Source organism: Variovorax sp. ISS6 (assembly GCF_056523145.1).
In genome coordinates this window covers 5,622,827-5,641,228 of sequence record NZ_JAWRZC010000001.1, presented here as the reverse complement: position 1 = coordinate 5,641,228, position 18,402 = coordinate 5,622,827, and the positions used below count along the sequence as shown (strand labels likewise).

Here is an 18,402-nt window from a genome sequence, read left to right as displayed (position 1 = left end):
ACCAAGAGGAGAAAGAGGATGAGAAAAAACACATACCGCGCGTTCGGCATCGTGCTGCTGGCCACGTTGACCGCCTGTGGGGGCGGCGGTGGAGGCGGTGGCGGCTTTCCGATCGCGCCCATCGCGGTCACGCCGAACACACCGCCACCGGCCACCAACCCCGATCCGGTGCCGCAGGATCCCGTCCTGCCCGCCCTGTCGCTGGACTTCGAGCTGCTGACCAATGAATTCGATCCGGTGAAGCTGCTTGCCGCGCTGAATGCGGAAGGAGGCAAAGGATTCCGCTGGGTCACTTCGCCCAACTTCAAGACCGATGCGAAGCGCCTGCTGTCGAAGGACACCAAGGCGACGGACAAGTACATCGTCGAATTCCTGGACGTGGGGCTGTCGCAGGCCGACTACCTCACGCAGATCGATGCCCGGGGTGCCCATGGCTTCAAGCTGATCAACGACGGGGCATTGCAGCGCAACAGCGCGGTGAGTGCCTGGTACAGCTACACCCTGGAAACGAGCTTGCGCAGGAACAATTCCAATACCGATCCCAACAACGATCCGGTGAGCCTCGATGGATTCCTGGCACAGCTCAATGCGAAGGGCGCGCAGGGCAATCGATACGTCGGGGAAAAGCACTTCGCACCGCTGCCGGACGGTCGTTTCAACATCCAGAGCGTCTACGAGAATGCCGGCAACGGGGCCTTCCAGTACGAGATGTTGCCGAGAGCCGGAAAGGATGCCGACTTCATCGCGCAGCTCAATGCCCAGGGCTCGCGGGGATTCCGGTTCAACTTCATCGCTTATCTGAAGAGCGGCGAGGCGAAGGCCTTCTACGTGAAGGACAAGGCTCAGACGCCGAAGTTCAGCTACTGGATCGCCGATCGTCCCGCCGATGCGTCGGCATTCCTGGCCCAGTTGAAGGACAACGCGAGCCGCGGCAGGGCCTTCTTCATCGACAACTACGCCTCGGGGACCGACAGGGTCACGGGCCCGGGGTCGTCGGAGCCGGCGCAGAAGATCATCTACTCGGCTTCCGCGCAATGCCAGGGCGTTCTTTGCGGCGACCTGTACGCGTTCTCGATCATGAGCAACTATTGAGTCCGACAACCGCTTCCACGCAGAAATGGCCCGACATCGGGCCATTTTTTTTTGGAGGGTCTCAGCGCCTCAATTCACGCACTGGAACGACCCCGCCAGATTCACATCCCCCGACCCTTTGTACTGTGGCCACTTCGGGTAGTCGCACAGCGGCCGCGTGCGCCCCGGCACGCCGGCGGTATCGGTCGTGACCTGGTTGCTTGGTGCCGTGCCCTTCTCGACCCAGCCCTCGAGCGCGGTCAGCGAATCCCAGGTGGCGTTGAACACGCTGCTGACCGCATGGCCCAGGCCCGCGACCTCGTAGTAGCGCACGAAGCCGTCGACCTCCGACGGGCCCCAGCGCGACTGCAGGCGCTGGTAGTACTGCTCGGTGGCGCGCGTGCTCACCAGCACGTCGGCCAGGCCGTGCGCGAGCAGCAGCTTGCCGCCGCGCGCCTTGAAGGCCGAGATGTCGGTGCTGGCGTCGAGCTGGGTGCTCAGCGCGCTGATGCGGCTGGCCCAGGGGCCCGGGTCCTCGGGGTCGAGCGAGAGCGAATCGAAGTTCGCGTCGCGCGTCACCGAGTACTTGATCCACTGGTCGGTCAGCACGCTGATGTAGGGCGCGTTGGCCGGCATCGGCCGCGTGGGCTGCGCGCTGCCGAAGGCCAGGAAGGTCACGGTGGGCTCGAGTGGCGAGGTCCAGGTGCTGATGCCGGGATCGGCGCCCCAGATGTTGTAGCCCGGGTACTGGGTCTCGCCGCTGGCCAGCGCGAAGCGGAAATTGGTCGCGGTGTTGATGCTCTTCATGGCCGCGATCTGCGCATCCGACAGGCAGCTGTTGCCGGTGTCGGCGCCGCCCGCGCAGCGCACGGGCGCGCCCTTGAGCATGGCGGTCGTCGGATCGAAGCGCGCGTTGCACAGCGTCTGGTTGCTGATCAGGCCGTCGGCCACGCCGTCGAGCGCGTCGCAGGCCTCCATGGCGGCGTTGTAGAGCAGCTCGCGCTTGGCGGCATTGGGGTAGGCGCCGGGCTGCGCCAGCGCGCGGCTCATGCGGTGGCCGCCGAGCAGCGCGGCGGCGTCGTTCCAAGCCGGGTACCAGGCGATGGCGCCGTCCCAGTCGGCCGGCCAGCGCTGGATGGCGGTGACGGCCTCGCGCCCGCCGGTGGAGCCGCCCGCGAAGTAGGACTTCGAGGGGCTGGCCGCGTAGCGTGCCTGGACGATCGCGAGCGCCGCGTCGTGCGTCTTCTTGAGCGCATCGCCGCCGAAGTTGCGCACGGCCTCGTCGTTGAGGCCGAAGCGGCCGTCCTGCGAGCCGAGCGCATTGGCCTGGTGGCCCGAATCGCTCGCGAAGGTGGCATAGCCGCGGGCCAGCGGCACGGGCTGGTCGACCGGACCGTTGGGCACGTTGCCCTTGACACTGGGAATGCTGCCGTTGAAGCCGCCGCCGCCGAACATCACGACCTTGCGGTTCCAGCTCGTGGGCAAAGCCACGGTGAAGCGGATGTCGGGCGCGCTGGCGTCGACCGGCGAGATCTTGCCCGACACCTCGCAGTACTCGGGCAGCGCGGCCACGCCGGTGCCGGCGGCCGGCACGGTCTTGGTGGCCGTGACGGTGGCGCCCGAGGTCGGCAGGCCGATGGCCGCTGCCGGCACGCTCAGGCCAGGCAACTGCTCGCAGCTCAGCGCGGCGCTCGATGGCGGGGGAGCGGGTGGCGGGGGCGGCGGTGGTGGGGGCGCGGGCGGCTGGCTGCCCGAGATGGGCAGCAGGAAGCCGTTGCCGCCACCGCCTCCGCCGCAGCCCACGAGCGTGGCGCTGACGGCGATGCAGGCGGCGACGGCCAGGACGATGTCGCGATGGCTGGATGTCATGGGTCTCCGATGTCGTTGGTGTTGGGACGCGGCGAAGTCTCGCGCGCGCGGGTCCCGAATCCAATGTGCGGGCCGGACACAGCAGGCCGCGTTCCTGTGTGCGCGGCCCATGCCGCGTAAACCCTGAGCAGGCGCCCTCAGTGCGGCAGCGGCACCTCGAAGCCGGCCTTCGAGAGCTCCCACTGGTACTGCTCGAAGCCCGTGCCCGGCACGCGCTCGTCGGCGCGGTCGCGGATCTCGTCCATGCGCGCGGCGACCTCGGCCGCGGTGTAGTCGCTGCCGTCGATGAAGATGCCGCGCGTCATCGTGAGGTGGGCGCTCTCGAAGCTGCCCGCGCCCGCGAGCAGGATGGTGCGCGTGGGCGCGTCCTCGCCCACCAGCGCGACCAGCCCGGGGCTCACGTAGTCGGGCTGCAGCCGGGCCAGCGCCTCGGGCGGCAGCACGCCCTCGGTCATGGCGGTGGCGGCGGTGGGCGCGAGGCAGTTCACGCGGATGTCCTGCCGCTCGCCCTCGAGCGCGAGCGTCTGCATCAGGCCGACCAGCGCCATCTTGGCCGCGCTGTAGTTCGACTGGCCGAAATTGCCGTACAGGCCCGAGGAGGAGGTGGTCATCACGATGCGGCCATAGCGCTGCGCGCGCATGGTCTCCCACACGGCTTTCACCGCATGCACGCTGCCCATCAGGTGCACGTCCATCACGCGGCGGAAGTCCTCGAGCGTCATCTTCGAGAAGCTCCTGTCGCGCAGCACGCCGGCGTTGTTGACGAGGATGTCGATGCGGCCCCATTCGGCCACGGCGCGCGCGGCCATCGCTTCCATGGCCGCGAAGTCGGTGACGTCGCCGCCGTCCGCGATGGCGCTGCCGCCCGCGCGCACGATCTCGTCGGCCACGGCGCGGCCCGGCGATCCTTCGTGCGCGCCGGCCACGTCGTTGACCACCACGCGTGCACCGTGGCGCGCGAGCGCCAGCGCATGGGCGCGGCCCAGGCCGCTGCCCGCGCCGGTGACGATGGCCACGCGGCCGTCCAGTGTCTTGTTCATTGCTGTTCCCGATGAATGAAGAAAAAAGGGGGAGCGGGGCTCAGAACGCGACCGCGTCCCGGCCCTTGAGGCCCAGCATCGCGCGCGCCTCGTCGGGGCTCGCGATCTCGAGCGAGAGCTCCTCGAGGATCCGGCGGATCTTGCGCACCTGCTCGGCGCAGGATTTCGCGAGCTGGCCGCGGGCGAGGTAGAGGCTGTCCTCCAGGCCCACGCGCACGTTGCCGCCCATCACGGCGCCCATGGTGAGCAGCGGCATCTGGTGGCGGCCCGCGCCGAGGATCGAGAAGCGGTAGCCGTCGCGGCCGAACAGGCGGTCGGCCGTGGCGCGCATGGTCACGAGGTTCTCGGGATCGGGCCCGAGGCCGCCGAGGATGCCGTAGATGCTCTGGATGAACAGCGGACCCTTGACGAGACCCTCGTCGACGAAGTGCGCGAGGTTGTAGAGATGGCCAACGTCGTAGCACTCGAACTCGAAGCGCGTGCCGCAGTCCTCGCCGAGCACCTGCAGGATGTGCTTGATGTCGCGGAAGGTGTTGCGAAAGATCAGGTCCTCCATGCCTTCGACGTAGGGCTGCTCCCAGTCGTGCTTCCATTCGGCGATGCGCCGCGCCGCCGTGTGGATCGAGAAGTTCATCGAGCCCATGTTGAGCGAGCACATCTCGGGCTTGGCCTGCAGCGGGTAGGCCAGCCGCTCGGCCAGCGTCATGCGCGTGCTGCCGCCGGTGGTGATGTTGATCACCGCATCGGTGGCGGCCTTGATGCGCGGCACGAACTGGTCGAAGACCTTGGGATCGGCCGAGGGGCGGCCATCGACCGGATCGCGCGCATGCAGGTGGAGGATCGCCGCGCCGGCCTCGGCGGCCTCTATCGCCTGCTCGGCGATCTGGTCGGGCGTGAGCGGCAGGTGCTCGGACATGCTCGGCGTATGGACCGAGCCGGTGACCGCGCAGGAGATGATGACCTTGTCTTGGGTGCTTGCCATGGGATGTGTGGAAGGGATGAAGGAGGGGTGGCGCCGCGTCAGACCGCGAGCCACTCCGAGACGAGTTGCTGGTCGGCCTTGAGCGCCTGCGGCGTGCCCTCGAACACGATGCGGCCGTGGCCCATCACGCAGACCCGGGTCGAGACCTTGAGCGCAATGGCGAGCTTCTGCTCGACCAGCACCACCGACAGCCCCTTGCGGTGCATGTCGACGATGCATTCGCCGACCTGCGCCACGATCCTGGGCGCCAGGCCCTCGGTGGGCTCGTCGATCAGCATCAGCAGCGGATTGCCCAGCAGCGAGCGGCACATGGTCAGCATCTGCTGCTCGCCGCCCGACATGCTGCCGGCCTTGGTGTTGCGGCGCTCCTTGAGGCGCGGGAAGTAGTCGAACATCTGCTCGACGGTCCAGCGGTGCGCGCCGGGCACGGCGCGCTGCTCGCCCATGCGCAGGTTCTCGTCGACCGTGAGGTTGGCGAACACCTCGCGCTCCTCGGGCACGTAGCCGATGCCGGCGCGGCACACGGCATAGGGCCGCGCGCCGGCCAGCTCGCGCTCGCGCAGCCGGATGCTGCCCGCGGAAGGCGGCACCAGGCCCATGATGGCCTTCATGGTGGTGGAGCGGCCCGAGCCGTTGCGCCCGAGCAGGCTGATGACCTCGTTGCGCCCCACGCGCAGGTCGACGCCGTGCAGCACGTGGCTCTTGCCGTAATGGACGTGGAGGTCCTCGACGCTCAGCAGCGTATCGGTCGTGCTCATGCCGCCACCTCCTCGCCGAGATAGGCCTCTTTCACGCTGGCATTGGCGCGGATCTCCTGCGGCGTGCCGGTGGCGATCACCTGGCCGTAGACCAGCACGCTGATGCGGTCGCTCAGCGAGAACACCACGTCCATGTCGTGCTCCACGATCATCAGCGCGCGGCCCTTCGTGACCTCGCGGATCAGTTCGGCCGTGTAGTGGGTTTCCTCGGTCGACATGCCGGCCATCGGCTCGTCGAGCAGGATCACCTTCGGGTCGGACGCCAGCGTCATCGCGATCTCGAGCGAGCGCTGTTCCGAATAGGCCATCTCGCCCGCGATCGTCGCTGCGCGCGCGTTCAGGCGCACGAGTTCGAGCAGCCGTTCGGTCTCCTCGCGGATGGCGCGGTCGCGGTCGATGAAGCGCCAGAAGACGTACTGCAGCCCATGGCGGCGCATGACCGCGAGGCGGATGTTCTCGAACACGGTGAGCTTGGGAAAGATGTTGGTGATCTGGAACGAGCGCGCGAGCCCGAGCCGGTTGATGGCCTGCGGCGTGCGCCCGGCGATCGACTGGCCGTCGAACTGGATGCTGCCGGCCGTCGGCGCGAGCTGGCCCGAGATCAGGTGGAACAGCGTGGACTTGCCCGCGCCGTTGGGGCCGATCAGCGCATGGCGCTCGGCGCCCAGCAGGTCGAGGTCGACGCCGCGCATGATCTCGGTGGGGCCGAAGGACTTGCGCAGGCCGCGGATGCTCAGGATCGGGTCGTTCATGCGGCGCCTCCGGTGCGCTCGGCGAGGGGCGCGGCCTGCGCCGCGAGGGGAGCCTCGGCTTCGCGCTGGGCCAGGGTTCGCAGCCGTTGCCGCGCGAAGCGCGCGAGCAGCCCGCCGACCGCGAGCAGCGCGAGCGGCACGGCCCAGGTCGCGAACGACAGCGGCAGCCAGGCGCGGCCCAGGAACTGGATCGGCGGCCAGCCGCCACCCGGTTGCAGGTTGGCGAGCGAGCGGTAGTCCTGCGAGAAGGCGCGCTGCAGCATCTCGATCGCGAAGGCGCCACCGAAGCTCAGCAGCAGCGCCGCGCCGATAGCCAACGCCGCCACCGGCAGCAACCGGGCCAGGCCGAAGCGCTGGCGCAGCCGCGCGGTGGTGCCCACCAGCCCCGCGAGGCCGGCCGGCATGAACATCATCACCAGCACGAACAAGATGCCCTGGTAGAGCAGCCACGAGCGCGTGAGGTCCGACACGGCGTAGCCGAAGAAGGTCATGAGCGCGGCGCCCAGCGCCGGGCCGAGGAACACCTGCACGCCGCCGATGTAGGTGTTGAGCACCACTGCGGCCGACAGCGCGGGATCGAACACCACGTAGTTCGCCGATTCGTTCGACACCACCTGCAGCCCGCCCGCGATGCCCGAGAACATGGCCGAGACCGCGAACACCAGCACGCCGAGGCCGTGCACGTTGTAGCCCAGGAAGCGCAGCCGGTGGCTGTTCTCGCGCAGGCCGCAGGTCAGCCGGCCCAGCGGCGTGCGGGTGTAGAGGTACAGCAGCGCGAGCGACAGCAGCACCCAGCCCAGCGTGAGGTAGTAGACCTCGGTGGTCGAGCCGAAGCCGAAGCCCCAGGCCGGCATGCGCATGGTCGACACGCCGGCCTCGCCGCCGAACAGGCCCTTGAGGTGCGGCGCCAGCGAATGGATCAGCTCGGCGATGGCCAGCGTGATCATCGCGAAGTAGGTGCCGCTGCGCTGGGTCGCGAACCAGCCCGCGATGCCGCCGATGGCCAGGCCGCAGACCGCGCCCGCCAGCGGCATCAGCGGCGTGGGCAGCAGGCCGGCGCCGCCGAGCGCGTTCATCGCATGCACGGTGCCGAAGGCGCCGACGCCGAAGTAGGCCGCGTGGCCGAAGGACAGCATGCCGGCCTGGCCGCACAGCAGGTTGTAGGCGCTCGCGAACAGCGCGGCGATCAGCATCTGGATGGCCGCGTTGAGCAGCCCCTGCGACAGCAGGAAGGGCAGGGCCAGCAGCAGCGCGACGCCGGCGGCGAGCAGGGAGAGGGTGGTCTTCATCGTCTCGGCCCTCCCGCTCAGTTCTTCTCGCCCATCAGCCCGCTCGGCCGCACCAGCAGGATCAGCAGCATCAGCGCGAACGGAATGGTGGCCGACAGGCTCGAGAGCTTGAGCGTCATCAGCCCGCCGACGCCGCGCGCCCAGTCGCCCGCGCCGACCAGCGCGAACAGGTCGGCCAGGCTGCGGTCGATGCCCACGGCCAGCGAGGTGATGACGCCGATCAGCAGCGAGGCCAGCATCGCGCCGCCCAGCGAGCCCAGGCCGCCGACCACCACCACCACGAACACCATCACGCCGAGCTCGAGCGCCATGTTGGGGTTGGTGGTGTAGAAGGCACCGGCCACCGCACCCGCCAGGCCCGCGAGGCCGGCACCGACGCCGAACACGCCCATGAACACCAGCGGCACGTTGTGGCCCAGCGCCTCCGCCATGCGCGGCTTGTAGATCGCCGAGCGCACCACGATGCCGACGCGGGTGCGCGTGAGCAGCAGGTAGATGGCCACGAACATCGCGATCGCGATGCCGCCCATCAGCAGGCGGTAGGCCGGGTACTGCGCGCCGCCGATGGCGAAGGCCGGCACGTCGAGCGTGGGCGGGATGCGGTAGTCGACCGGGAAGTTGCCGAAGAACAGCTTGATGGTCTCGGCGATGATGAACGACAGGCCGAAGGTCAGCAGCAGCTCGTGCGCATGGCCGTGGTGGTGCACGCGGCGCAGGAAGAAGCGCTCGACCACCACGCCGATGAGGCCGACCAGGATCGGCGCGGCGATGACCGCGGCCCAGAAGCCGATGGTGCCCTGCAGCGTGTAGGCGAAGTAGGCGCCGAGCATGTAGAACGAGGCATGCGCGAAATTGAGCACGCCCATCATTCCGAAGATGAGCGTGAGGCCGGCCGACACCATGAACAGCAGCAGTCCGTAGACGATGCCGTTCATGAGCGAGACGATGAGCTGGTCCATGGGTGTCCTTGCGAGCAGCCGAGGCTGCGCCGGCGGGACGCGCGCGTCCCGCCGGGGAGGGGATTCGGGGAACGGGGCCGCGCGGCGCGGCCCCGGGGAGGGGAGCGCGCGGGCGCTCAGCCCGGGCGCTTCATCGCGCAGCTCGACTGCGCGGGCGTCGAGGCTTCCTCGGCCGTGAAGCGCTTCACCGGCTTGAAGCCCATGTCGGTGTCGTCGGCCTTGTAGCGCGCGTCCTTGGTCACGGTCGACACCACCATCGGCAGCAGCGCCTGGTGGTCTGCGGCGCGCATGCTCATCTCGCCCATCGGGGTCTTGATCTTCGCGGTCTCGATCGCGCGGGCCAGCGCGTTGACGTTGAGCGCGCCGTTCTCGGGCTTGGTGCGCTTGAGCGCATCGGCCACCATCGCCATGCCGAACACGGTCTGCGGCTCGATGAAGGCCGGCGCGTGGCCGGTCTTGGCCTTGTAGTCGGCCACGAAGCGCTCGCCCTCGGCACCGGCGGCCTCGGCGTTGAAGGTGTGGGCCACGAAATGGCCGACCGCGAGATCGCCCGCGTTCGCGATGTTGCCGGGCTGGTCGAGGAAGACCGTGCCGAAGCGCACCTTGAGGCCGGCCGACTTCGAGGCCTTCATCAGCAGCAGCAGGTCGTTCGACCAGTTGCCGGTGAGCACCGAGTCGGCCTTGGCGGCGCTGATCTTCGCCACGTAGGGCGCGAAGTCCTGCACCTTGTTGACGTCGTGCAGGGTCTTCTCCACCACCTGGTAGCCGCCGGCCGATGCGTTGTCGACGATGGCGCGCTCCATGTCCTGGCCCCAGGAGTAGTTCTGGTTGATCGAATAGACGCGGGTGCCGAGCGCGTTGGCCTGCTTCATCGCGCTGACCAGCGCCTTGGTGCGGATCTGCGCGTCGCCGCTGAAACGGAAGTGGTGGAAGTTGCACTTCTCGCCCGTGAGCTCCAGCGCCTCGGCGCCCACGTTGATGTAGATCATCTCCTTGCCGGGATTGCGCAGGTTGTACTTGCGGATGTCCTCGGTGATCTGGCCGCCGATGGCCGAGGAGGCTCCCTGCACGATCAGCTGCACGCCGTCGGCCGCGGCCGCCTTGAGCTTGTCGGCCGCGCCCGCGGGGCCGCCCTGGTTGTCGTACTCGAGCAGCTGCACCGGCTCGCCGTTCCAGCCGCCGGCCGCGTTGATCTGGTCGATGGCGAAGCGCACGGCCGTGCGGTAGGCTTGGCCCGACGAGGCCTGCGGGCCCGACAGCGTTTCGAGCACGCCGATCTTCACGGGCGCGGCGGAGGCGCCTGCCGACAGCAGGGCCAGCGAGCAGGCCAGGGCCGACGCGGCGGCGTTGAACGAGAGGGGGAAGGGGGCGGATGTGCGCATTGATGTCTCCATGCTTCTTGAAAAAAAGGGGTGGGCCGCTCGTCGGCGTTCAGAGGTATTCCATGTTCCCGTCGACGCTGATCGCCTGGCCCGTGAGGTTGCGGGCCGCGGGCGAGCAGAGGAACAGCGCCATCGCCGCCACGTCGTCGAGCGTGACCATGCGGCGCAGCGAGATCTTCTGCAGGTACTCGGCGCGCATGGCCTCGACCGACACGCCCGCGGTGGCGGCGCGCGCGCCGATCACGCTGTTCATGCGCTCGCCCTCGACCGTGCCCGGCAGGATCGCGTTGACGCGCACGCCATGCGGGCCGAGCTCGATGGCCAGCGACTTCATGAGGCCGACGATGGCCCACTTGGTCGATGCGTAGGGCGTGCGGAATGGATAGCCGAGCCGGCCCGCGACCGAGCTCATCGCGATCAGGCAGGGGTTGGCCTGCGAGCGCCTGAGCAGCGGGATCGCGCGCTGCGCGAAATAGAACTGGCTGTTGAGGTTGACCGCCACCGTGCGCTCCCAGTCGCCGCGCTGCAGGTCCTGCAGCGCGCCGGTGGGGCCCGCGATGCCGACGTTGTTGACGAGCACGTCGAGCCCGCCGAGCGCGCCCTCCACGTCGTCGAACACGCGCGCCACGTCCTCGGGCACCGAGGCGTCGGCCATGCTCGAGGTGATCTCGGGCGCCTCGCGTGCCATGCGGTCGAGCGCGAGGCGGTCGATGTCGCAGACATGCACGCGCGCGCCGGTCTCGCGAAAGGCCAGCGCGATGGCCGCGCCGATGCCGGACGCGCCCGCGCTGATCAGCACCCGCAGGCCAGGCGCGGGCCGCAGTGAATCGATGATGCTCATGGGTTCCTGTGGTGTCTCGTTGTGTCCATGCGGGCGCCATGGCGCTCTCGCTTCACGGTCAGTGTCTTGAAAGCACCGCTTCAAAACTATGTGCGTCGCGCACACTGGCGACCCCCTCCCGATGTGATGCGGTGCTCGCGATCGCCATCGCGGCGCGAGGGGAGAGGGATCGGACCCATGGGCATGGCCGCATCGTTCTGCTAGCCTTCGCGGCCCTATGTCATCCCTGTCCACCGAACGACCGCGCGCGGCGGGCTCCTCGCGCGATGCGAGCGAGCAGGCGGCCGACGAGATCGCCGCCGAACTCATCGGCCTGCTGCACCGGAATGCGCCCGCGGAAGAATTCGCCGGCCGGCTCGCGGCCGTGGAAGCCCTGCCCGATGCATTGCGGCGCAAGTCCAGCCTGGTCGAGCTGGTGCGCATGGCGATGGCGTTGCGCAACCGGCTCGAGCTGCACGAGCAGCGCGAGCGCGGCATGCTCGCGGTGATCGAATCGGCGCAGGACCTCTCGGGCCGGCTCGATCTCACGGGCCTGCTCAAGACCATCGTGAAGCGCGCGCGCCACCTGATGGGCTCGCACCTGTGCTGGCTCACGGTCTACGACAGCGCGACCGGCGCGTTCCAGGTGGTGGTGGCCGACGGCGCGATCTCAGACCGTACCGGCCGCATGACGGTGGGCCGCAACCTCGGCATCGCGGGCATCGTGATGACGACGCGGCTGCCCTTCTTCACGCCCGACTACCTGCACGACAACCGCTTCGCGCACGACCCCACGCTCGACGACATCTTTCGCGACGAGGGCGTGGCCGCGCTGGTGGGCGCGCCGCTGATGCGCGACGACGAGGTGATCGGCCTGCTGTTCGTGGCCGACCGCTACCACCGCACGCACACGGCGCTCAACGTGTCGATCCTCTGCACGCTGGCCGCGCATGCGGCGGTGGCGATCGAGAACGCCAAGGCCTTCGCCGAAGCGAAGGACGCGCTCGCGCATGCCGACCAGGCGCGCGGCGAGCTCGAGCGGCACGTGCGCGACGTGCAGGGCGCGGCCGAGGCGCACGAGCAGCTGACCTCGCTGCTGGCCAAGGGCGCGTCGCTGGGCGCGCTGTGCGAATCGATCGCGCAGCTGCTCAACGGCGGCGTGCTGGTGCTCGACGAGGCCCACCAGGTCATCGGCCGCGCGCTGGCGCCGGGCTACGAGGGCACGGCCGCCGACGCCCACGCGCCGAACGACGAACACAGCGCCGCGCTCGCGAAGGCACTGCGCGAGAGCCGGCAGGCCGGCCGCTCGGTGGTGGCCTACGAGCGCGACGGCGAGCTGTGCCGCGCCATCGCGGTGCTCGGCGGCAACGAGGTGCTCGGTGCCGTGCTGCTGTTCCGGCACCAGGACCTGCGCGAGACCTCGCTGCGCACCTTCGAGCGCAGCTCCAGCATCATCGGCATCGTGCTGCTGTCACAGGAGCGCGTGGAGGCCGGCAAGAGCCGCGAGGTGGCGGCGCTGCTGCGCACCCTGATCTCGCCGCGCCAGGACGAGCCCGCGCTCACGCGCGACCGCGCCGAGCGCTTCGGGCTCGACCTGTCGCAGCCGATCTCGCTGATGGTGGTCGAGATGGCCGAGCCCCGGCCCGGCTTCTGGGCCCGGCGCCTGCGCGCCGGCGCGCCGATGACCGAGCAGGTGTTCGACGAGGTCGACGGCGCGCTCGCCATCGTCTGCGCCGCGACCCGCGCGCAGGACGTGCTGGAGGCCGTCACCGCCTTCGCGCGGCGCGAGCTCGGCGATGCCTACCGCGGCGTGCTGTCGCGGCCCGTGCAGTCGCCGGCCGAGATGCCCGCGCTGTACGCCGCGCTGCGCCGCGCGCTGCCCGTGCTGGGGCGCCTGGGCATGCGCGGCGCCATCGTCGGGCAGAACGAGATGGCGCTCTATTCGGTGCTGTTCGAGACCCACGACCAGGGCAGCCTCAACACCTTCCTCGACGCCACCATCGGCGCGCTCACGAGCCACGACAGGAAGCGCGGCGCGGAGCTCACGTCGACCCTGCTGGCCTACTTCGACTGCAACCAGAACGCCAAGACCACCGCGGCGCGCATGGGCATCCATGTGAACACCGTGCGTCAGCGGCTCGCGAGCGTCGAGGAACTGCTGGGGCATTGGGGCAGCGCGAGCCGGGCGCTGGAGATCCATGTGGCGCTGAGGTTGTGGAGCCTGGGGATGTCCAGGACGACCGTGGAATCCGAGGCGACGTGACCGGATGATTTTGATTTTTTCGTGAAATCGTAGTCAGGATACGATAAGTGGAATAAATCGAAGCCTTGTCGATGCTTCGAATTGTCTGAATAATCGTAGTGTGAGTACGATAAATCGGTCCAAACTAAATTCTCTCCTGAGCCAGCTTCCGGGCGGAACCCCCGTCACGACGGAGGACCTGGCGCGCGAGGGTATCTCCGGCGACCTCGCCGTCCACTATGTGCGCGCGGGATGGCTGGTACGGCTGGCGCGCGGCGTGTACTGCCGTCCCGACACGCACTTGCAGCGCGACCCGAGCCTGCTGCTGCTCCAGCGCCAGATTCCCGGCCTGCATGTGGGCGGCAAATCGGCGCTCGACTGGCACGGGGTGCGCCACCATGTTTCGCAGGCGCCGATGCTGCATCTCTACGGCCTCGAGTCGGCCAGCCTGCCGGACTGGTTCACCCGGGTCTTCGCTGCCGACTACCACCGCAAGCACCTCTTCAGCAGCGATGTCACCGGCATGCGGCACGCGGGCCCTTTCGAGGGCCGTGCCGAGGCGCCGAACGTGTCGGCGCCCGAGCGCGCGTTTCTCGAACTGCTGAGCGAGGTGGGCGTGCGCCAGCCGCTGGCGGAGGCGCGCGAGCTGGCGGAGGGCGCCTACGGCCTGCGCCCCTCGGTGCTCGCGGAACTGCTGCGCCAGTGCACCAGCGTGAAGACGGTGCGCCTGTGCCTTCAGCTCGGACGCGAGCTGTCGCTGCCGTGGGTGAAGAAGCTCGACCCAGCCAAGCTGCCGACCGGTGGCGACCGGCCCTGGGTCGGCCAGACCCGCGAGGGCCTGCTGGTCCTGAAGTCGTGAACGAGATCTACCTGCGGACCGCACGCCTGCTGACGCAGGTCGCGCCCCTGGTCTTCGAGGACGACACCTTCGCGCTCAAGGGCGGCACGGCCATCAATCTCTTCGTGCGCGACATGCCGCGGCTGTCGGTCGACCTGGACCTCGTCCTGCCCGACCACACGCTGTCGCGCGAAGCGGCGCTCGACACGATCAAGACGCGTCTCGGCAAGGCCGCCGCCACGCTCGGGCGCAGAGGTTTCCAGACCCGTCTCGCGGGCGCGCCCGATGCGGGCGAGAGCAAGCTCCTGGTGAAGCGCGACGGCATCGAGGTCAAGGTCGAGGTCAACTACGTGATGCGCGGAACCGTGCGACCAGTCGCCCTCACGGGGCTGGGTGTCAAGGCGCAGGAAGTGCTGCAGGCCGAGCTGGAAATCCCGGTGGTATCGCTCGAAGACGTCTATGGCGGCAAGCTGGTCGCCGCCATGGACCGCCAGCATCCGCGTGATCTCTTCGACGTGATGCAACTGCTGGCGCACGGCGGTATCACCGATGGCATCCGTCGTGCTTTCGTGGTCTATCTGGCGAGCCACAACAGGCCGATCGACGAGGTCCTGTTTCCGCCGTTGCGCGACGTGCGCCAGGCGTTCGAAAGCAACTTCGTGGGCATGACCACCGAGCCCGTGGAACTGGATGCGCTGCTGGCCGCGCGCGACCGGATGATCGCCACGCTCCAGCAGGGCCTCGATGCGGACGAGCGGGCCTTCCTCCTGAGCCTGGCCAATGCCGCCCCCGACTGGGAGCGGCTCGATGTGCCGCATCTTTCCGGGATGCCGGCCATCCAGTGGAAGCTGCAGAACCTCGTGAAGCTGAAGGCCTCGAACCCGGCCAAGTTCGAGGCGCAGTCGAAGGCGCTGGCCGAGAAGCTCTAGTCCCGCCAGGCTCAGCGCGCCGCAACTCAGCGCTGCGGCATGTCTTTCACCGAATACCCCAGGCTCACCGTCGCATCCTCCGGAATCGGCGGCATGGTCGCGTTCCAGGCGAGCCAGTCCTCGCGCATCGCCGCGAGCCGTTCGGGCTCCTGCTTGGCGCGGTTGGCGCGCTCGCGCTCGTCCGCGGGGATGTTGAACAGGTACTCGTTGCCGTCGACCTTCAGGTACTTCCAGTCGCCGTCGCGCAGCGCCTGCTGGCCGCGGTGGTTCATGCGCCAGTGCAGCGGGCGGCGGAAGCCGTGCTTCGCGTCCTTGAGCACGGGCATGAGCGAGACGCCGTCGAGCGGATAGGCCGGGTCGGCCTGCACGCCGGCCGCATCGAGCATGGTGGCCGACCAGTCCATGGTCAGGCAGTGCTGGGCGCTCTCACCGCCGGGCGCGATGACGGCGGGCCAGTGGGCGATCCATGGCACGCGGATGCCGCCTTCGGTCAGGTCCATCTTGCCGCCGACCAGCGGCCAGTTGTCGGAGAAGCGTTCGCCGCCGTTGTCGCTGGTGAAGACCACGAGCGTGTTGTCGGCCATGCCGTGCTTCTCGAGCGCGGCCATGATCCAGCCGATGCCCTCGTCCATGTGATGGATCATGCGGCGGTAGACGTGGATGTTGCCGCCCGCGAGGTCGAACAGGTTGTCCTTCACGAGCGGCGCCTTGTCGGCATCGTCGCGGGTTTCCCAGGGCCAGTGCGGCGCGGTGTAGTGCAGGCTCAGGAAGAAGGGCTTGGCCTCTTGCGCAGGCTGCTGCGCCATGCGCTCGACGAAGTCGACGGCGCGCTTCGAGAGGATGTCGGTGAGGTAGCCCTCTTCCTGCTTGTCTTCCTCGCCATACCAGAGGTCGTGGCGGCCGCTGGAGTCGCAGTGGGTGAAGTAGTCGACGCCGCCCGACATCGGGCCGAAGAACTCCTCGTAGCCCGAGCGCAGCGGGCCGAAGCTCGGCGGATAGCCGAGGTGCCACTTGCCGATCAGCGCGGTGCGGTAGCCGCTGGCCTTGAGCAGCGAGGGCAGGGTGGGATGGTCGACCGGCAGGCCCAGCGTGCTGCTGCCGCGGCTCTTGCTGTTGATCGGCTCCTCGGCCGCGCCGCGCAGCCGGTACTGGTAGCGCGCCGTGATCATCGCGAAGCGCGTGGGCGAGCACACGGGCGAGTTCGCGTAGCCCTGCGTGAGCTTGAGGCCGTTGGCGGCGAGGCCGTCGAGCACCGGCGAAACCGGGCCGAAGACGGCGTCGCGGCCGCCGTAGCAGCCGAGGTCGGCATAGCCGAGGTCGTCGGCGACGATGAAGATGATGTTGGGTCTTGTCATGGTGTCGAGGGCCCGATGGGCCGGGAAAGGGTCAGGGCTGGTAGCCCGATTTCTGCACCACCGGGCCCCATTGCAGCCGGTAGGCCTTGAGCATCGCGGCGGTCTGCGCCTGGGTGCTGACCACCGGCGTCATCTTCGAGTCGGTGAACTTGCGCACCGTGTCGGGGTCCTGCATCACCTCGCGGATCGCGGTGGCGAGGCGCTCGACCTTCTCGCGCGGCATGGTGACGGGCGCGAAGAAGGTGTTCCAGCCGCTGGCCGCGAGGTCGAGGCCGGCTTCCTTGAAGGTGGGCACCGAGGGCGCGAAGGGCGAGCGCTTGGCGCCCGAGATCGCGAGGATGCGCAGCTTGCCGCCGTCGTGCTGCGGGATCACCACGTCCTCGGTGTCGACCGCGATCGGCACCTGGCCGCCGATCAGGTCGTTGAGCAGCGGCGCCGAGCCGCGGTAGCCGATGACCTGGGTCTGGACCTTGGCCTTCTCGCCGACCATGAGGCCGAAGAAGTGCGGCAGGCTGCCGGTGGCCGGCACGCCCACGTTGGCCTGCTGCGGGTTGGCGCGCATCCACGCCAGCAGGTGGTTGAGTTCGCGCACCGGCAGCGTGGGCGACACGGCGAGCGCGAAGTCGTAGTCGTTGACGTGCGACACCGGCACGAAGTCGCGTTCGGCGTCGTAGCCGTTGTCCTTGAAGACGAGCGGCGCCACCACCATCACGGCGGGGTTCGCGAGCATCAGCACGTTCTGGTTCGCGGGCGTGACCTTGACCTGCTGCGCCGCGAGACGGCCGCCCGCGCCGGGCTTGTTGTCGACGATGACCGGCACGCCGAGCTTGGACGCGAGCTTGTCGCCGACGATGCGCGCAACGCGGTCGGTGGCGCCGCCGGGCGCATAGCCGACGACGATGCGCAGCGGGCCGTCGAGCGGCTGTGCCGCGGCGCCGGTGGCGGCGAGCGCCGTCGCGAGGCCGGCGATGGCCATCAGGCCGGCGAGGCGGCGGGTGATCTTGTGTTTCGGGTGCATGGGTTCTTCCTCCTTTGCGTTTGATGGATGTAGGGGGTCAGTCGTTGGCCTGGAAATTCACGGCTTTCATGATGCCGGCCCAGCGTGCCGTGTCCTCGCGCATGGTCTTCACGAGCGCGTCGCCCGTGTCGGCCACCGGGTACATGCCGTTCTGCAGCAGCATCTGGCGCACCTCGCGCTTGTTGACGGCGCGCGCGAACTCGGCGCGCAGTTTCTCGACCACGGGCTGCGGCGTCTTGAGCGGCGCGTAGTAGGCGAACCAGGCGGTGGCGACCACGTCCTTGTAGCCGGCCTCGACGAAGCTCGGCAGGTTGGGCATCAGCGGCGAGCGCTTCTCGCCGCTGGTGGCCAGCACCTTGACGCGGCCCGAGGGCAGCATCTGCTGCGCGCCGCCCATGGTGTCGAAGTAGACCGGCACGGTGCCGCCCATCACGTCCTGCCGCGCGGGCGTGGAGCCGCGGTAGGGCACGTGCACCATCTTCAGACCGGCCGCGCGGTTGAGCATCTCGCCGAGGAAGTGCGAGGGCGTGCCGGCGCCGTACGAGGCGAAGCTGACCTTGTCGCCCTGTGCCCTGGCCCAGGCGATGAACTCGGGCAGCGTGTTCGCGGGCACGTCCTTGTTGAGCACCAGCGCGAGCTCGAAGCGTGCCGCGTTGAGGATCGGCACGAAGTCCCTGATCGGGTCGTAGGAGAGGTTGCGGTAGGCGCTCGGGAACATGGTCATCATGCCGGCCGTGCCCAGCAGCAGCGTGTGGCCGTCGGGCGGTGCGGTCTTGACCGTGTCCACCGCGATGCGGCCGGCCGCGCCCGAGCGGTTGTCGACGATCAGCGGGCCGAGGCTGTCACGCACCTCGTGCGCGATGGCGCGCGTGAGCACGTCCTGCGTGCCGCCCGCGGGCACGCCGATCAGCACCTTGATCGGCTGGCCCGGCGCGAAGCCCTGGGCGCGCGACAGCGCGGGCGCGAGCGCGAGGCCGCCGAGCGCGGCGACCAGCCGGCGGCGGCCGGGAGCGGGCAGGTGGGAAGCGTGCGTGGGGGAAGGCATGGGGCGAAGTCTCCGAATGGCGCCGTTCTGGCGGGTCGTGTGCCCGCGGCTGC

The 18,402-nt window shown here is 69.2% G+C and carries 16 protein-coding genes; 4 read left to right on the top strand and 12 right to left on the bottom strand.

What is annotated here, in order from left to right:
* Nucleotides 1-18: 18 nt before the first annotated feature.
* A complete protein-coding gene (locus tag AC1HIL_RS26055; RefSeq protein WP_479670369.1) occupies nucleotides 19-1,092 on the top strand; it encodes a hypothetical protein in 1,074 nt (357 codons plus the stop codon).
* Nucleotides 1,093-1,161: 69 nt separating this feature from the next.
* Here the strand turns inward: AC1HIL_RS26055 and AC1HIL_RS26050 are convergent, their stop codons facing one another.
* From AC1HIL_RS26050 to AC1HIL_RS26010, 9 genes are all read right to left on the bottom strand, one after another.
* A complete protein-coding gene (locus AC1HIL_RS26050) occupies nucleotides 1,162-2,940 on the bottom strand; it encodes a tannase/feruloyl esterase family alpha/beta hydrolase (RefSeq protein WP_479670368.1) in 1,779 nt (592 codons plus the stop codon).
* Nucleotides 2,941-3,077: 137 nt separating this feature from the next.
* A complete protein-coding gene (locus AC1HIL_RS26045) occupies nucleotides 3,078-3,980 on the bottom strand; it encodes an SDR family NAD(P)-dependent oxidoreductase (RefSeq protein ID WP_422096458.1) in 903 nt (300 codons plus the stop codon).
* A 40-nt stretch (nucleotides 3,981-4,020) separates the two neighbouring features.
* Entirely contained in the window at nucleotides 4,021-4,962 is a 942-nt protein-coding gene (kce, locus tag AC1HIL_RS26040; protein WP_208509043.1) for a 3,5-dioxohexanoate:acetyl-CoA acetone transferase, read from the bottom strand.
* A gap of 38 nt (nucleotides 4,963-5,000) precedes the next feature.
* Entirely contained in the window at nucleotides 5,001-5,720 is a 720-nt protein-coding gene (locus tag AC1HIL_RS26035; RefSeq protein WP_057594876.1) for an ABC transporter ATP-binding protein, read from the bottom strand.
* On the bottom strand, nucleotides 5,717-6,472 hold the full coding sequence (locus tag AC1HIL_RS26030) for an ABC transporter ATP-binding protein (protein WP_057594875.1): 756 nt from the start codon (nucleotides 6,470-6,472) through the stop codon (nucleotides 5,717-5,719). Before AC1HIL_RS26030 ends, AC1HIL_RS26035 begins: the two co-directional genes overlap by 4 nt.
* Complete coding sequence (locus tag AC1HIL_RS26025) at nucleotides 6,469-7,761, bottom strand: branched-chain amino acid ABC transporter permease (protein ID WP_479670367.1); 1,293 nt, start codon at nucleotides 7,759-7,761, stop codon at nucleotides 6,469-6,471. The genes AC1HIL_RS26030 and AC1HIL_RS26025 overlap by 4 nt, the downstream gene beginning before the upstream one ends.
* 17 nt (nucleotides 7,762-7,778) lie before the next feature.
* The gene (locus AC1HIL_RS26020; RefSeq protein ID WP_208509039.1) at nucleotides 7,779-8,720 is read right to left on the bottom strand and encodes a branched-chain amino acid ABC transporter permease; all 942 of its coding nucleotides are present in this window, start codon (nucleotides 8,718-8,720) and stop codon (nucleotides 7,779-7,781) included.
* 116 nt (nucleotides 8,721-8,836) lie between these two features.
* Nucleotides 8,837-10,102: a branched-chain amino acid ABC transporter substrate-binding protein gene (locus AC1HIL_RS26015; protein ID WP_398492072.1), complete on the bottom strand. Its 1,266-nt coding sequence runs from the start codon at nucleotides 10,100-10,102 to the stop codon at nucleotides 8,837-8,839.
* 49 nt (nucleotides 10,103-10,151) lie between these two features.
* Nucleotides 10,152-10,943: an SDR family oxidoreductase gene (locus AC1HIL_RS26010; protein WP_479670366.1), complete on the bottom strand. Its 792-nt coding sequence runs from the start codon at nucleotides 10,941-10,943 to the stop codon at nucleotides 10,152-10,154.
* 217 nt (nucleotides 10,944-11,160) lie between these two features.
* Between AC1HIL_RS26010 and AC1HIL_RS26005 the strand changes: the two genes are divergently transcribed.
* The 3 genes from AC1HIL_RS26005 (at nucleotide 11,161) to AC1HIL_RS25995 (ending at nucleotide 14,931) form a co-directional block, all read left to right on the top strand.
* Nucleotides 11,161-13,185 carry a helix-turn-helix domain-containing protein gene (locus AC1HIL_RS26005; protein WP_479670365.1) on the top strand — a complete coding sequence of 675 codons (2,025 nt, stop codon included), beginning with the start codon at nucleotides 11,161-11,163 and terminating at the stop codon, nucleotides 13,183-13,185.
* A 100-nt stretch (nucleotides 13,186-13,285) separates the two neighbouring features.
* Complete coding sequence (locus AC1HIL_RS26000; protein ID WP_479670364.1) at nucleotides 13,286-14,023, top strand: type IV toxin-antitoxin system AbiEi family antitoxin domain-containing protein; 738 nt, start codon at nucleotides 13,286-13,288, stop codon at nucleotides 14,021-14,023.
* Nucleotides 14,020-14,931 (top strand): nucleotidyl transferase AbiEii/AbiGii toxin family protein, encoded by a 912-nt coding sequence (locus AC1HIL_RS25995; RefSeq protein WP_261212522.1) that lies wholly within the window; start codon nucleotides 14,020-14,022, stop codon nucleotides 14,929-14,931. The genes AC1HIL_RS26000 and AC1HIL_RS25995 overlap by 4 nt, the downstream gene beginning before the upstream one ends.
* Before the next feature lie 26 nt (nucleotides 14,932-14,957).
* Here the strand turns inward: AC1HIL_RS25995 and AC1HIL_RS25990 are convergent, their stop codons facing one another.
* The 3 genes from AC1HIL_RS25990 to AC1HIL_RS25980 are packed head-to-tail and all read right to left on the bottom strand — an operon-like array spanning nucleotide 14,958 to nucleotide 18,349.
* Entirely contained in the window at nucleotides 14,958-16,286 is a 1,329-nt protein-coding gene (locus tag AC1HIL_RS25990; protein WP_057594869.1) for a sulfatase family protein, read from the bottom strand.
* A gap of 31 nt (nucleotides 16,287-16,317) precedes the next feature.
* Nucleotides 16,318-17,304 (bottom strand): Bug family tripartite tricarboxylate transporter substrate binding protein, encoded by a 987-nt coding sequence (locus AC1HIL_RS25985; protein WP_057594868.1) that lies wholly within the window; start codon nucleotides 17,302-17,304, stop codon nucleotides 16,318-16,320.
* 37 nt (nucleotides 17,305-17,341) lie between these two features.
* On the bottom strand, nucleotides 17,342-18,349 hold the full coding sequence (locus tag AC1HIL_RS25980) for a Bug family tripartite tricarboxylate transporter substrate binding protein (protein WP_479670363.1): 1,008 nt from the start codon (nucleotides 18,347-18,349) through the stop codon (nucleotides 17,342-17,344).
* Between the last annotated feature and the right edge of the window lie 53 nt (nucleotides 18,350-18,402).